The 14,027-nt window shown below is 66.2% G+C and carries 11 protein-coding genes and 1 tRNA gene; 7 read left to right on the top strand and 5 right to left on the bottom strand.

What is annotated here, in order from left to right:
• Positions 1-44: 44 nt before the first annotated feature.
• Positions 45-362 (top strand): 2Fe-2S iron-sulfur cluster-binding protein, encoded by a 318-nt coding sequence (locus ASE13_RS13935; protein WP_056616918.1) that lies wholly within the window; start codon positions 45-47, stop codon positions 360-362.
• A gap of 127 nt (positions 363-489) precedes the next feature.
• On the opposite strand, the gene ASE13_RS13940 is transcribed toward ASE13_RS13935, so the two are convergent.
• From ASE13_RS13940 to ASE13_RS13950, 3 genes are read right to left on the bottom strand one after another with little or no spacing between them, the layout of a single operon-like run.
• Positions 490-1,188, bottom strand: a complete 699-nt coding sequence (locus tag ASE13_RS13940; protein ID WP_056616920.1) for a hypothetical protein — start codon at positions 1,186-1,188, stop codon at positions 490-492.
• Positions 1,189-1,202: 14 nt separating this feature from the next.
• Entirely contained in the window at positions 1,203-1,949 is a 747-nt protein-coding gene (rlmB, locus tag ASE13_RS13945) for a 23S rRNA (guanosine(2251)-2'-O)-methyltransferase RlmB (RefSeq protein ID WP_056616923.1), read from the bottom strand.
• On the bottom strand, positions 1,949-3,562 hold the full coding sequence (locus tag ASE13_RS13950; RefSeq protein ID WP_056616926.1) for a M20/M25/M40 family metallo-hydrolase: 1,614 nt from the start codon (positions 3,560-3,562) through the stop codon (positions 1,949-1,951). The genes rlmB and ASE13_RS13950 overlap by 1 nt, the downstream gene beginning before the upstream one ends.
• A 122-nt stretch (positions 3,563-3,684) precedes the next feature.
• Here ASE13_RS13950 and ASE13_RS13955 point away from each other — a divergent pair.
• From ASE13_RS13955 to ASE13_RS13970, 4 genes are all read left to right on the top strand, one after another.
• Positions 3,685-3,771, top strand: a tRNA-Tyr gene (locus ASE13_RS13955).
• A gap of 260 nt (positions 3,772-4,031) precedes the next feature.
• On the top strand, positions 4,032-7,196 hold the full coding sequence (locus ASE13_RS13960) for a TonB-dependent receptor (protein WP_082596798.1): 3,165 nt from the start codon (positions 4,032-4,034) through the stop codon (positions 7,194-7,196).
• A gap of 19 nt (positions 7,197-7,215) precedes the next feature.
• Positions 7,216-7,905 (top strand): DUF6250 domain-containing protein, encoded by a 690-nt coding sequence (locus tag ASE13_RS13965; protein WP_156404887.1) that lies wholly within the window; start codon positions 7,216-7,218, stop codon positions 7,903-7,905.
• A 13-nt stretch (positions 7,906-7,918) separates the two neighbouring features.
• On the top strand, positions 7,919-10,636 hold the full coding sequence (locus tag ASE13_RS13970; protein ID WP_056616935.1) for a hypothetical protein: 2,718 nt from the start codon (positions 7,919-7,921) through the stop codon (positions 10,634-10,636).
• 336 nt (positions 10,637-10,972) lie between these two features.
• On the opposite strand, the gene rdgB is transcribed toward ASE13_RS13970, so the two are convergent.
• A complete protein-coding gene (gene rdgB, locus ASE13_RS13975) occupies positions 10,973-11,602 on the bottom strand; it encodes an RdgB/HAM1 family non-canonical purine NTP pyrophosphatase (protein ID WP_056616937.1) in 630 nt (209 codons plus the stop codon).
• Entirely contained in the window at positions 11,599-12,312 is a 714-nt protein-coding gene (rph, locus tag ASE13_RS13980; protein WP_056616944.1) for a ribonuclease PH, read from the bottom strand. Before rph ends, rdgB begins: the two co-directional genes overlap by 4 nt.
• Before the next feature lie 89 nt (positions 12,313-12,401).
• Here rph and ASE13_RS13985 point away from each other — a divergent pair, with 89 nt between their 5' ends.
• Both ASE13_RS13985 and hrcA read left to right on the top strand, forming a co-directional pair.
• Complete coding sequence (locus ASE13_RS13985) at positions 12,402-12,902, top strand: DUF6438 domain-containing protein (RefSeq protein ID WP_056617891.1); 501 nt, start codon at positions 12,402-12,404, stop codon at positions 12,900-12,902.
• A gap of 79 nt (positions 12,903-12,981) precedes the next feature.
• Positions 12,982-14,025, top strand: a complete 1,044-nt coding sequence (gene hrcA / locus ASE13_RS13990; RefSeq protein ID WP_056616946.1) for a heat-inducible transcriptional repressor HrcA — start codon at positions 12,982-12,984, stop codon at positions 14,023-14,025.
• Positions 14,026-14,027 lie beyond the last annotated feature (2 nt).

A 14,027-nucleotide genomic window follows, 5' to 3' on the forward strand; every position in this document is an offset into this window, starting at 1 on the left:
AGGGGGCTTCGGCGGCATGGACGAGACCGACCAAGGAGAATTGCATGCCCAAGCTTATCGTCGTGACCAGGGAAGGGGAAGAACGCGAAGTCATGGGCGAAGCGGGCCTCAGCGTGATGGAAGTGATCCGCGACAACGGGTTCGACGAATTGCTCGCGATCTGCGGCGGCTGCTGCAGTTGCGCGACTTGCCACGTCCATGTCGATCCGGAATTTGCGGCCAAACTGCCGCCGATGAGCGAGGACGAGAACGATCTGCTCGACAGCTCGTCGGATCGCGACGAACGCTCGCGGCTGTCGTGCCAGCTCCAGTTCACGCCCGCGCTCGACGGTCTCCGGGTGACGATCGCCGCCGAGGACTGAGCCACGGCGGCGATTTGGAGCGGGACCGGGCTGAGGACTCATCTTCAAAACCCGTCATCCCCGCTTTCGCGGGGATGACAAAAAGGGGCAGGCCGAAGCTAAATCAATAATTTGAACAGGTTCGCACCTAGAGTCCGGCCACCTTCAGCATCGCCATCGGCGCGTCGCTGCTGGTCGGGGTGACCTTCCACGTCACGGTCTTGCCCGCGCCGCCGGCTTTCGCGCCGTCCTCGTTGTTCTGGCTGACGATCTCGGCATCGGTGATCAAAGTGAAGGTGCCGTCGAGCCGGGCATTGGTCTCGTCGCCCATCCCGCTCATGCCACCGCTTTTGTTCTCCTGCTTGGCGAATCCGGCCGCCTTGACGCGTACCATGTCCTTGCCGCGCAGCTCGATCGCGACGAACGGGAAGATCATCCCGGCATCCTGATTATAGGGGAAGACGAAGTTGTGCGTCAGCTTTCCCGAAATCTCGTAATCGACATAGAAAATGCCGTCGCCGCGATATTCGACGCTGCGATAGCCCGCCTCCTTGGCGACCTTCACGGCGATGTCGCGATATTCGGCTTCCTTCTTCGCTTTCTCGGCGGCCTTCTTGGCGGGGTCGGGTGCGGGGCCCGAGTCCGTCGTATTGTCGGCCAGGCCCGAGGTCGCCTCGCTCATCGCGCCGGTGATGTCGAGCGCGACGATTTCGCCCTTATAGGCGTAAGTGAAGCTGCGATCGGCGTGGATCGTCAGGGTCGATTCGAACTTGCCGGGCAGGAATAGGCATGCGGCGAGCGCGAGCGGCACGAGCAGTGCGGCGGTGATCGCCTTCCAATGCAGCATTCGATTTCCCCCGTTCAGCCGCGTGCGGCGATGGCGTAGAGCGCGACCGCGGCGGCATTCGACACGTTCAGGCTTTCCACCTTAGGCGAGATCGGCAGCCGGGCAAGCTGATCGCAATGCGCTTCGGTATTCTGGCGCATGCCCTCCCCCTCGGCGCCGAGCACCAATGCGATGCGCGCGTCGCCCATCACTTCGGCGAGCGTGCCCTTGGCATGGCCGGTGAGCCCGATCCGCCAGAAGCCCGCCTCGGCGATCTCCTCGAGCGCGCGGGCGAGATTGACGACGCGGACCCAGGGGACCGTCTCGAGCGTGCCCGAGGCCGAGCGCGCGAGCGATCCCGATTCGGGCGGCGCATGCCGATCCTGCGTGACGATGCCGAGCGCGTCGAACGCCGCCGCCGAGCGCAGCACCGCGCCGACATTGTGCGGATCGGTGACCTGATCGAGCACCACCAGCGGCCTTTTGTCGTCGGCGCCCTGCTGGAGCAGGTCGCCGAGCCAGATCTCCTCGAGCGGATCGACTTCGGCGACGAGCCCCTGGTGCGGCGCGTCGCCCGGCACCAGCCGCGCCAGATCGGCGACATCGGCATAAGTGATCGGGATCACCGGGGGCAAATCGAGCGCCCCCAGCGCCTCGCGCGTGCCCCAGATCTTCCGGACGTTGCGCTCGGGATTGGCGAGCGCCGCCAGCACCGCGTGGCGCCCATAAAAGCGGGGACGCGATGCCGGCGCCTGGCTCGGGCGATGACCTTTGCGCGCCATCAGTCGAGATCGTCGGGGTTGGGGTAAGCGAACGGATCGGTCACGCCCGGCTCGGTGGGGAAGGGCATGCGCGGCAACGGCTTGTCGGCGTTGGCGGCGTTGAGCAGGAAGCTCGCGAGGATCACCGCGCCCTGGCGCATGTCCGCGGCCTTGATGTGATCGAACGTGTCGATGCTGGTGTGGTGGAGGCGGCTGCCATAATCGAGAGGGTCCTGGATGAACTGGAATGCCGGGATTCCGACCGCCGAGAAGAAGACATGGTCGGTGCCGCCGGTCTTGCGGATCGCGACGGTGTTGGCGCCCAACGAATTGAACGGCGCGAACCAGTCGCGGAAGATCGGCACGACTGCGCCGTTATTCTCGGTATAGATCCCGCGGACCTTGCCGGAGCCGTTGTCGAGATTGAAATAAGCGGCGAGCTTGTCATAGCCCGGCTGGCGGGTGATCGGCCAGCGATTGGCCCAACCATAGAATCGCGCGAGGCCGGTGGTCGGACCATTCGGCTTGCGCTGGCGCGTGGCGATATGCTGCTCGACATAGGCCATCGAGCCGAGCAGGCCCTGCTCCTCGCCGGCCCAGAGCGCGAAACGGATCGTCCGCTTCGGCTTGACGCCCATCGCCTGGAGGATACGCGCGGCTTCCATCACCATCGCGACCCCCGCGCCGTTGTCGACGGCGCCGTCGCCCGCGACCCAGCTGTCCATATGCGCGCCGGCCATGACATAGGCGCCCGAGGGATTGCTCCCCGGGATGTCGGCGATGATGTTGTACGCCTTGGTGTCGGTGTCGACGAAATGGACGACATTCTCCAGCTCGACCACCGGCGCCGGGCCCTGCTTGGCGAGGCGCGCGAGGCGGCGATAATCTTCCGCCGCGATCTCGACGCCGGGAACCAGCTGGGTCTCGCCCGCGCCGAACAGATAGCCCGTGCCGTGGACCAATTTGCCGTCGCGGGCCGACATGGTGGCGTAGGCGACCGCGCCCTCGGCTTTGAGGAAGGCGTCGAGCTTGGAAGCATATTCGAGCCGCTTGATACGGCGGTCGCTCGCCTCGGGATCATATTTGGGCTGCTCGTAGACGTCGAGCTTCGCCAGGTCGTCGCCGGTCAGGCGCCTGAAGGCGGGATCGGTCGGCTCGGAGCCGTCATCGGGGAGCGTGACCATCACGATCTTGCCCGCCAGCTTGCCGCGGTAGCGCTCGAAATGGCGCTCCTCGCTCATCGGCGCGACCACGACCGGCGCGCTGATCTTGCCCGCGGTGGCCGGAGTCCATGCGATCGGGATCGCGGTCAGGGTGATCGGACGCGGGCTGACCATGCGTGCGCTCGAGCGCTCGATCCACCAGCCGCGGCCGAAATCGAAGCCTTCCTTGTGCGCGTTCCTGAGACCCCAGTCGCGGAACTTCGAGAGCGTCCAGTCCTCGGCAGCGCGCATCCCCGGCGAATTGGTGAGGCGGGGCCCGATATGATCGGTCAGATGCTGCACGGTGAGCATCACTTCGGAACGGTTGAAACCTTCATCGAGGATGCGGCCGACCTCGGACCGGTCGACCGATTGGGCGGCGAGCGGGGAGGCGACGAGGGCGATGGCGGCGAGAGCGGCGGCTGTGCGCATGGGACTCCTGCGAGATTGGAGAGATGTGCGCGACGCTATGCGGCGCCGGGCCCGCGCGCAAGGCGTTGACAGGTCGGGGTCGCTTCGGCATTGGACCGCCCTCGCTTCGCTGGCGGCTCCATGGACAGGTGGCCGAGTGGTTAAAGGCAGCAGACTGTAAATCTGCCCGGGTTTCCCGTACGCTGGTTCGAATCCAGCCCTGTCCACCAGCCGCCGCGGGCGGGGTGATCTTTCCAAACATCGTCAGAGCATCGCGGTCCGCCTGCCGGCCTTGCCTTGCGTCGGCCTCGCCCAGTCGCGGCCGGCAACATTGCAGCATCATTTACCCTAATAATCCCACAATGTGAGCACAAATTTCACATGTAGTGATTTTACTTCCAATCGCGCCCGCGACGCTGCTATGCGACTCGCGACAGCCGAATGAATCGGCGCGCGGCCTGTTGCCGCCTGTGGGTCGAGTGGAGAGTATATGCGTAAATCCGCCAGCGCCGTCCGTAACAGCGTTTCGCTTGCTGCGATCACCGCCGCCTTCCTTCTGGCGCCGGCCGCCTGGGCACAGGAGGCACCCGCAGCCGATCAGAGCGCCGAACCCGCGCAGGACGATGCCGCACAGACCGAGGCCCCCGCCGAGGGCCAAAACGACACGATCATCGTCACCGGCACGCGCGCCAGCCTCCAATCGGCGATCGGCCGCAAGAAGAATTCGGGCACGGTGGTCGACTCGATCGTAGCCGACGACATCGCCAGCTTCCCGGACAAGAATGTCGGCGAGGCGCTCAGCCGCATCACCGGCGTCCAGCTCAGCCGCGAATTCGGCGAAGGCACCGCGGTTTCGATCCGCGGCGTCGAGCCCGATCTCAACCGCGTCCAGATCAACGGCGTCAGCCAGCAGAGCGCCCTTGGCGGGCGCGCCGGCGACTTCCGCGAGCTGGCGGTCGAGCTGGTCAAGTCGATCGACGTGTACAAGGGCTATATGGTCGATCTGCCCGAGGGCGGCATCGGCGGCACCGTCTCGGTCGAGACGCGGCGCCCGCTCGACCTCAAGGATCCGATCTTCAGCATCAAGGCGGAAGGGCAGCATCTCGACCTCACCGAGACGTGGCAGCCGCGGATCAACTTCCTCGCCGGCCGCGGCGATCTGCTCGACGGGCGCTTCGGCTTCATCGTCAACGTGACGCACAGCGCGGTCGATACGCGTTCGGACTTCGCCTCGAACACCAATTGGGGCCGCATCGCCGATTTCGATCGCGCGAGCGAAAAGACGATCGCCGATGCGAACTACGCCAATTTCGGCACTTATGAGAGCTGCGCGGGCGTGGGTGGCGCGAACGCGACGGTGGCCACTGCCAATCGCCTCGCCTGCGAGACCCAGTTCTTCGATTGGGCACCGACCATCTACCGCTACCGCTCGCTCGACCGGCGCGACTATCGCACTTCGCTCGATCTGCAGGCGCAGTTTCGCGCCACCGACAATTTCAATTTCTGGGTGCAGGGGCAGCTCAACAAGCGGCGCCAGCAGCTCCGCGACGTCAATTACTCGATCAACGCCGACCGGTTCGAACGGTATAATTACGACGCCGCGCTGCCCGCCAATGCCGCCGGCGGCACGTCGCGTCCGCGGATCACCGACGGCACCTTCACGATCGAGGACCATGTCGTCACCAGCTCGACGCTGGCGCAGAACGGCGCCCTTGCCGGGACCACGCTTACCGGCGCGAACAACATCGTCAGCGTCCAGCGCCGCAATTTCGATTACGACCAGTTCACGCAGTATTATCAGGCCGGGTTCGACTGGGACCTCGATCGCCTCAAGGTCCACGGTCTGGGCGCCTATTCCAAGGCGAACCTGATCAACAACACCAACCTCGTGTCGGTCAGCACGGGTATCGGCGGCGTTACCGTCGATCGCCGCAACGATCTCGGCCTGCCGGTGTTCGGCTTCCCGTCGAGCTTCGATCCGGCCGATGCCTCGTCCTACGGCGTCAGCCGCACCGGTGCGAACGGCGTTCCGCTCGCCCAGGCCGGGCCGACGGTGCAATATCGCCCGCAGGACGCCGGCTCGAGCGAGAAATTGGCGCAGCTCGATCTCGATTACGATCTGGGCTGGGGCCCGTTCACCACGATAGAATGGGGCGGCCAGTACCGCGACCAGAATTATTACAATTATACCGGCGGCGGCGGTCGTCTGCTCAAGGCCGCGGTGGCGGCGGTCCCAGCGGCGGGCATCCCCGCTTCGGACGCCGTGTTCCAGAGCAGCGCCAATGTCAGCTACAACACCGTGATCGGCGCCCCGCCCGCGAGCGGCCCCGCGGCCGACACATATTATTGGTCACAGGCGCAGTATCAGGCGTTCCTTGCGCAGATGGGAACGACCACCGGTGGCGCGCCGTTGTTCAGCGGGCTGCAGAATGCCCCGAGCGGCGCGCCGGGATCGCTGGCTTTCCCCGAATTCTCTGCCAATCTCGCACAATATTATGATCTGTCGCGGTTCAACCAGAACCTCGTGCGCGAGGCGAACGGCCTGCCGCAGATTCCCGCCTACGTCGTCAACGAGCAGATCGCCTCGGCCTATCTGAAGGCGAACTTCGCACAGGACCTGTTCTGGGGCATGAGGCTGACCGGCAATCTGGGCGTGCGCTACACCCGGACCCGCGACGCCACGACCGGCTCGAACCGCCGCAACGAGACGCGCATCCGTCCGGGCACCGGCGTCAACGGCATCCCCGCGGTGACCGAGACGGTGCAGACCTACACCCAGGAAATCTCGATCGATAACCGCTATGAGGACTGGCTGCCGGCAGTGAACCTCAACCTCGAGGTGGTGCCGAACCTGTTCGTCCGTACGACCTGGGCCAAGAACATGGCGCGCCCCAAGCCGACCGATCTCGCGCCGGCGATCAACTGCACGATCGACACGCTCGACGCGATCGGCACCGACGACACCTGCACCGCGGGCAATCCGGACCTGCAGCCCTATCGCGCCGACCAGTTCGACGTGAACGCCTCCTGGTATCCGAACCGCGATACGCTGGTGAGCGTCGGTTATTACCATAAGAACATCAAGAGCTTCATCGTCCCCAACGTGACGCGCACCGGGGTCGATCTCTATCACGACGGCACCAGTTATACGGTGCGCCAGCCGATCAACGCATTCGGGGCCAAGCTCGACGGATTCGAAGTCAGCGCGCAGACGGTGTTCAGCTTCCTGCCAGCGCCATTCGACGGTTTCGGCGCCGGCGGCAACTTCACTTATGCCCGGGTGCTGGATTCCGGCTTGACCAATCAGGCGACGGGCGAGGCGCTGGACGGCTATCCCGGCCTGTCCAAGTACACCTACAACGCCAGCCTGTTCTACGATAAGGGCTTCCTCAATGCCCGTGTCTCGTACAATCGGCGCAGCGACTGGCTCGCGGCCGCGTCCGACGCGAATTTCGGCAACAACCCGATCTTCCGGAAGGGCGAGAGCTTCATCGACGCCAAGGTGATGTTCCGCCTGACGGACAAGTACAGCGTCTGGGTGGAGGGGCTCAATCTGGGCAAGGAATATAGCCAGACCTATATCGATGCCGCCCGTCCGGTGGAATATAACTATCCCGGACAGCGCATCTTCGTCGGCATGCAGTGGAAGCTGTGATGCAGCACCGGCCGAGCCATTGTTGACTCTGGCCGGGCATAAAGGCGCGGCGTTGCGCTTCGCGGTGCTCGCTCTGTGCCTGTTGGCTGTTGGCTGCGCGGATGGCGCGCGACCCCTCACGCAGCAATCCATGGACTGGCGGGTCGAGGCAGAGCGGCCGGCGCGGGTCCGCTTCGGCGATGTCATCGACATCGACACGCCCGCGGGGCTGTCGCTCTGGTTCGAGCGCGAACTCGTCGGCCCGGTGTCGATCGAGTTCGATGCACTGGCGGTGTCCGAGGGCGGGGCGAACGACGCGGTGAGCGACCTCAACGCCTTCTGGATGGCGACCGATCCCGCTGTGGAAGATGGCTCGGTGTTCGCCAAAGGCCGGTCCGGCGCCTTCGCGCAATATGACGACCTGCAAACCTATTACGTCGGCATCGGCGGCAACCGGAACACCACGACGCGCTTCCGTCGCTATATCGGCGAGCCCGGTAACCGGCCGTTGCGCCCCGAGCACGATCTCTCCGGTGCGGAGAATCTCCTCGTTCCCAATCACTGGACGCATGTGCGGCTGATCGCCGACGGCAGGACGATCGCAGTCGAGCGCGACGGGCGGCGGATCTTCGAACTCGACGACGCCCAACCTTATGTGCGCGGCTGGTTCGCGCTGCGTACCACCAAGAGCCATTTGCGCATCCGCAATCTGCGCATCGGAAAACCATAAGCGGGAGAGAGACATGCGCCTGACGCGACGGACGATGATGCAGGGCACGATATTGTCTGCGGCAGTCGCGGGCGCCGTTCCGGCAATGGCGCAGGCGCGGCGCGGGAAGGCAGTCGAAGCATCGCTCCGCTGGATCGACGGGGCGGCGCCCGAGCTGCATTATGGCCAGACCTTCGGCGTTGCCTGGACGCGCGGGGCGCTGGCCAAGGGGCAGTCGCTGACGGTGCGCGGCCCGGATGGCGACGTGCCTTCGCAGAGCTGGCCGACGGCGTATTGGCCCGACGGTTCGATCAAATGGACCGCGCATGCGGTGCCCGCCGGGGTGGGCGCCGAGAAGTTCGTCGTCGCCAGCGGTCGCCCGGCGTTGCCCGCTGCGCCGGTGTCGGTGCGCGAGACCGCGGACGCGATCTACCTCCGCTCGGGCGCGCTCGAATGGGAAGTCGCGAAGAGCGGGCCTGCCGCAATCCGCTCGGCGAAGAACGGCGAGCGCATCTTGCTCGCCAATGCGCGGCTGCTCGGCGAGATCCGCGCCGGTTCGCCCGAAGGGGAGCGCGTGGCGCTGACCGGTACGATCGAGCAGGCGGTGGTCGAGCAGAAGGGGCCGGTGCGCGCGGTGGTGCGGCTCGAGGGACATCATGTCGGCGGGGGGCGCTCGGTGCTCCCGTTCACGGTGCGGCTCTATGCCTATGCCGGGTCGGGCGCGCTGCGCGTGGTGCACAGCTTCATTCTCGACATCGAGGCGACCGACCATGTTTCGGCGCTCGGCATCGCCACCGACGTGCCGATGCGTGGCGAACTCCACGACCGCCATGTCCGCCTCGCCACCGCCGATGACGCGATGTTCGTCGAGGCGGTGCGCCCGCTCACCGGGCTGCGCCGTGATCCGGGCAAGTCGGTGCGCGACGCGCAGATCGCCGGCCACACGGTGCCGATGGCGGAGATGCGCGATCCTGTGGGCAAGCTGCTCGAGCGTATTCCCGCGTGGAACGACTTCAGCCTGTCGCAGCTCTCGGCCAACGGCTTCACGCTGACCAAGCGCACCGGCGAGGGGCATGGCTGGATCGACTCCGACGAGGGCCGACGCGCACCGGGATTCGGCTATGTCGGCTCGCCGCAGGGCGGGGCGGGGATCGCCGCGCGCTATTTCTGGCAGCGTCATCCGACCCAGATCGATATTCGCGGTGCCGCGGGCGACACCGCCAGCCTCACCGCGTGGCTCTGGTCGCCCGATGCGCAGCCGATGGACCTGCGCGCCTATCACGGCACGATGGGTATGGATGGCTTCGATGCCCAGAATGAGGGCCTCGATATCACTTATGAGGATTACGAGCCCGGCTGGGATGATCCAAAAGGCATCGCGCGCACCAGCGAGTTGATGCTCTGGGCATTCGACGCGACTCCCGAGACGCCGCAGCTCCAGGCGCTCGCCCGCGCTGCCGCGACGCCGCCGCAGCTGATGGCCGATCCGGCGCATCTCCATGCAGCGGGCGTGTTCGGCGACTGGAACCTGCCCGATCGCTCGACGCCGCAGCGCGCGCTGATCGAGGACCAGCTCGCCAATTTGATCGATTTCTATGCCGGCGAAGTCGACCGGCGCAGCTGGTACGGCTTCTGGGATCATGGCGACGTGATGCACAGCTACGACAGCGACCGGCACCAGTGGAAATACGATATCGGTGGCTTCGCATGGGACAATAGCGAGCTCTCGACCGATCTCTGGCTCTGGTACGCGGCGCTCCGCTCAGGCGATGCGAAGACGTGGCGGCTGGCGGAGGCGATGACGCGGCACACCGGCGAAGTCGACGTCTATCATATGGGCCGCTTCGCCGGGCTCGGCACCCGCCACGGCGTCCAGCACTGGAGCGACAGCTCGAAACAGCCGCGGGTCAGCAATGCCGCCTATCGCCGCATCTTCTATTATCTGACCGCCGACGAGCGTGTCGGCGATCTGATGCGGGCATTGTCCACTTCGGAGCAGACGCTCGCGCATGTCGAGATCGGGCGGAAGACCGGGGCGCCCAAGGAGGATCTGCCGGAGGGCGTGATCCAGATGTCGTTCGGCACCACCTGGGCGGTGTGCGCGGGCGCATGGCTCACCGAATGGGAGCGGACGGGCGACAGGAAGTGGCGCGACCGGATCGCCGCGGGGATGGACAGTATCGGCCGCATGCCGAACGGCTGGCTGACCGGTGGCGCGCCCTATGACCTCAAGAGCGGGCGCTTCCTGAGCCGCGACACTATCGGCATCTCGCACCTCAATTCGGTGTTCGGCGCGGTCGAGATCCAGGCCGAATTGATCCAGCTGATCGATGTGCCGCGCTTCCGCGATGTGTGGTTCGATTATTGCCGCTGGTACAATGCGCCGCGCGACGAATGGGCGGCGAAGTTCAATCGGCCTTATGGCGGGCGCAACCTCAAACAGGGGCATTCGCGCCTCACTGCCTATGTGGCTAAGCAGACCGGCGACGCGGCGCTGGCGCGGCGCGCGGCGGCGGAATTCTATTCCGGCGAGGCGGGAATGCGCATCGTCAAGGGCGACCCGCGGGTGAAGCTGCCCGGCGGGGTGGTGGAATGGCCGGGCGTGTCGACCAACGGATCGGCGCAATGGGGGCTTGCCGCGATCCAGACGCTGGCGCTGGTGCCGGAGGCGCTGGACACGGTGCCGATTCCGGTGCGGGCGCCGCGGGCGGACCAGGCGAACCCGGAGCAGGGGCCGGGTTACCGGCCTTAACTTGACTCAGTTGGCGGAAACGCGATCGATCTCGCAATATTCTTGCGAGAGCGTTGCGTACGCTTCTCCTTGTTCGACAGGTAGAAAGAGCGGGTTGCGAGACGCCACACCTTGGGTGAAGACCCAAGCGACCTTGATAAAGTACAGTCATCCCGGCCTTGAGCCGGGATCCCGCTTCTTCTGCTCGGCCAAAGGCAGCGGGACCCCGGCTCAAGGCCGGGGTGACGAGATAATGAGGGAAGCAGGCGAAATCCTACATTGCAAGAAGCGACGGCAGCGTCGCGGGCGACGTCCCTTCGGAACCCTGGGCTCCTGCTTTCGCAGGAGCACGGGAGATTAGAAAACCGCGCTCACCAATTGCCGGAACGCGTCCGCGCGGTGGCTCATCGCGTGCTTGGCCTCGGGGTCCATCTCGCCATACGTGACGGCGTGGCCGTTGGGCACGAACATCGGATCATAGCCGAAGCCGCGATCGCCGCGCGGAGGCCAGACCAGCACGCCGTCGGCGCGGCCTTCGAACCATTCGACATGCCCGTCGGGCCAGGCCAATGCGAGCGCGCAGACGAAATGCGCGTCGCGGCCGGTCTCGGGCGGCAGTGCGGCGAGCTTGTCTTCGACGCGCTGCATGGCGATTCCGAAGTCCTTGGTCTCGCCCGCCCAGCGCGCCGAGAAGATGCCCGGATCGCCGTTCAGCGCCTCGACGCACAGGCCGCTGTCATCCGCCAGCGCAGGAAGCCCTGACAGGTCGGCGGCCTGCAGCGCCTTCAGTTCGGCATTGGCGACGAAGGTCGTGCCGGTTTCCTCGGGCTCGGGCAGGTCGAGCTCGGCCGCCGAGACTGGCTCGATGCCATAGGGCCCGAGCAGCGCCTTGATCTCGCGCACCTTGCCGGGATTGTGGCTGGCGATCACCAGCTTGCCGGGCTGAAGCTTGCGGATCATCTGGGGGGTATCGCCTTCGCCGCTCATGCTATGGCCTTCAACTGCGCAGCGAAGATCTGGTTGCAGCCGATCCGCGCGAGGCGAAGCAGGCGGAGCAGGCCTTCCTCGTCGTAACACGCGCCCTCGGCGGTCGCCTGCGCCTCGGCGATCTTGCCGTCGGCGAGCAGGACGAAATTGGCGTCGGCATCGGCGGCGCTGTCTTCGTCATAATCGAGATCGAGCACCGGATTGCCCTGATAGATGCCGGCGCTCACCGCCGCGACCTGCGTGATGATGGGATCCTTCTCGAGCAGCCCGGCGGCGAGCAATTTGTTGGTGGCGATGCGCAGCGCGACCCACGCGCCCGAGATCGCCGCGGTGCGGGTGCCGCCATCGGCCTGGATCACGTCGCAATCGAGCGTGATCTGACGCTCGCCGAGCAGCTTGAGGTCGGTGACCGCGCGCAGGCTGCGCCCGATCAGTCGCTGGATTTCCTGCGTGCGGCCCGATTGCTTGCCCTTGGCCGCTTCGCGCTGGCCGCGGGTGTGGGTCGCGCGGGGGAGCATGCCGTATTCGGCGGTGACCCAACCCTCGCCCTTGCCGCGCAGCCAGGGCGGAATCCGCTCCTCGATGCTCGCGGTCACCAGCACGCGCGTGTCGCCGAAGCCGATCAGCACCGATCCTTCCGCGTGGCGCGTGAAATTGGGTTCGATGCTGATCGTGCGCATCTCGTCGGGGGCGCGGCCGGATGGGCGCATCGGTTCATTCTCCTGAAAAGTCGATCCGGGCACGTAGACGGTGGAGTGCGAACGCGCCAGTGTCGGCGCGGGGTCCGTTGGAGGATGCGATGAAGCAGGGGCTGGGTTTGGCTGTCGTGGCGGTGGCACTGGCCGGGTGCATCCCGGCGAGCCGCGCGCCACAGGGACCGATGCCGATCGAAGGCGATTCGATCACGTACGAGACGGGTCCGTGCTTCGGCCGCTGCCCGGTCTATGCGGTGACGGTGCGGCCCGACGGGACGGGCACCTTCGAGGGCAGGCGCTTCACTGCGGTGACCGGCGAACGCAGCTTCACGCTGAGCCGTGCGCAATATGACGCTTTCGCCGCGCGGCTCGCGCCGTATCGGCCGGCGAGCGGTGAGGTCCGCTATGCGCACGGCGAGCCCAATTGCGTCAGCGCGCCGACCGATATGCCGAGCATCGACGTCCGCTGGACCCGCGCGATTGGCGACAGCCAGGGGCTCCATTTCTACCTCGGCTGCCGCCGCGGCAACGAAGCGGTGGCCGAAGCGCTGGGCGGTGCGATCGAGCTGCTGCCGGTTCAGGGGCTGATCGGCGAGCGGCCCTAACTAAAATCCTCCCCCCTGCGCGAGAGAGGATTTGGGGACTGTGGTTGAGCGTAACGCCACCTTCGCTACATAAGACTTCATGACCACACCCCCGATCCACGAACTCACCGATCGCGCGCGCGACGTGTTCCGGATCGTCGTCGAATCCTATCTCGACAGCGGCGCGCCGGTGGGATCGCGGACGATCTCGAAGATCTCGGCGCTCAACCTCTCGCCCGCATCGATCCGCAACGTGATGCAGGATCTCGAGGAGGCCGGGCTGCTCGCCGCGCCGCATACCAGCGCCGGGCGCATGCCCACCCAATCGGGGCTGCGCCTGTTCGTCGACGGGATGATGCAGGCGAGTGCGCCTTCCGCCGAGGAGCGCGCCGCGATCGAATCGCGCGCCGGACAGACCGGGCCGATCGAGGAAGCGCTGGCGAGCACCACCGCCGCGCTTTCGGGGCTGTCCTCCTGCGCGGGGCTGGTGCTGGTGCCCAAGAGCGAACCGGTTCTTCGCCAGTTCGGTTTCGTGCCGTTGAGCCACGATCGCGCGCTTGCCGTTCTGGTCGGCGAAGACGGCTCGGTCGAGAATCGCGTGGTCGAGATCCCCGGCGGGATCGATGCCGGGTCGCTCCAGCAGGCGGCCAATTACATGAGCGCGATGCTGAGCGGGCTGACGCTGAGCGAGGCGCGCGCGCGGATCGAGCGCGACCTCGGCCAGCAGCGCGCGGCGCTCGACAGCGCGGCCGCGACGCTGGTCGAGCGCGGGCTCGCGGTGTGGAGCGAGGACGGCGATCGCCGGCCGGTGCTGATCGTGCGCGGCCAGGCGCGGCTGATCGACACCGCCGCCGCGGAAGATCTCGACCGCGTCCGCCAATTGCTCGACGAGCTGGAAGGCAAGGAGGAGATCGCCCGGCTGCTCGACAGCGCGCGCGAAGGCGAGGCGACGCGTATTTTCATCGGATCGGAGAACAAGCTTTTCGCGTTGTCCGGATCGTCGGTGATCGCCAAACCGGTGCGTGCGCTCGACGGCCGCGTGGTCGGCGTGGTCGGTGTGATCGGTCCCACGCGGTTGAACTATGCGCGTGTCGTGCCCATGGTGGATTTCACGGCGGCCACATTGGCCCGGTTATTAGCCTGACG

Source organism: Sphingomonas sp. Root241 (genome assembly GCF_001428865.1).
Lineage (GTDB): Bacteria > Pseudomonadota > Alphaproteobacteria > Sphingomonadales > Sphingomonadaceae > Sphingomonas.

Excerpts from the sequence above, each read along its gene's own strand:
- ASE13_RS13960 (WP_082596798.1), top strand. The coding sequence starts at position 4,032 with ATGCGTAAATCCGCCAGCGCCGTCCGTAACAGCGTTTCGCTTGCTGCG.
- hrcA (WP_056616946.1), top strand. The coding sequence starts at position 12,982 with ATGACCACACCCCCGATCCACGAACTCACCGATCGCGCGCGCGACGTG.
- ASE13_RS13985 (WP_056617891.1), top strand. The coding sequence starts at position 12,402 with ATGAAGCAGGGGCTGGGTTTGGCTGTCGTGGCGGTGGCACTGGCCGGG.
- ASE13_RS13970 (WP_056616935.1), top strand. The coding sequence starts at position 7,919 with ATGCGCCTGACGCGACGGACGATGATGCAGGGCACGATATTGTCTGCG.
- ASE13_RS13935 (WP_056616918.1), top strand. The coding sequence starts at position 45 with ATGCCCAAGCTTATCGTCGTGACCAGGGAAGGGGAAGAACGCGAAGTC.
- rph (WP_056616944.1), bottom strand. The coding sequence starts at position 12,312 with ATGCGCCCATCCGGCCGCGCCCCCGACGAGATGCGCACGATCAGCATC.
- ASE13_RS13940 (WP_056616920.1), bottom strand. The coding sequence starts at position 1,188 with ATGCTGCATTGGAAGGCGATCACCGCCGCACTGCTCGTGCCGCTCGCG.
- rlmB (WP_056616923.1), bottom strand. The coding sequence starts at position 1,949 with ATGGCGCGCAAAGGTCATCGCCCGAGCCAGGCGCCGGCATCGCGTCCC.
- rdgB (WP_056616937.1), bottom strand. The coding sequence starts at position 11,602 with ATGAGCGGCGAAGGCGATACCCCCCAGATGATCCGCAAGCTTCAGCCC.
- ASE13_RS13950 (WP_056616926.1), bottom strand. The coding sequence starts at position 3,562 with ATGCGCACAGCCGCCGCTCTCGCCGCCATCGCCCTCGTCGCCTCCCCG.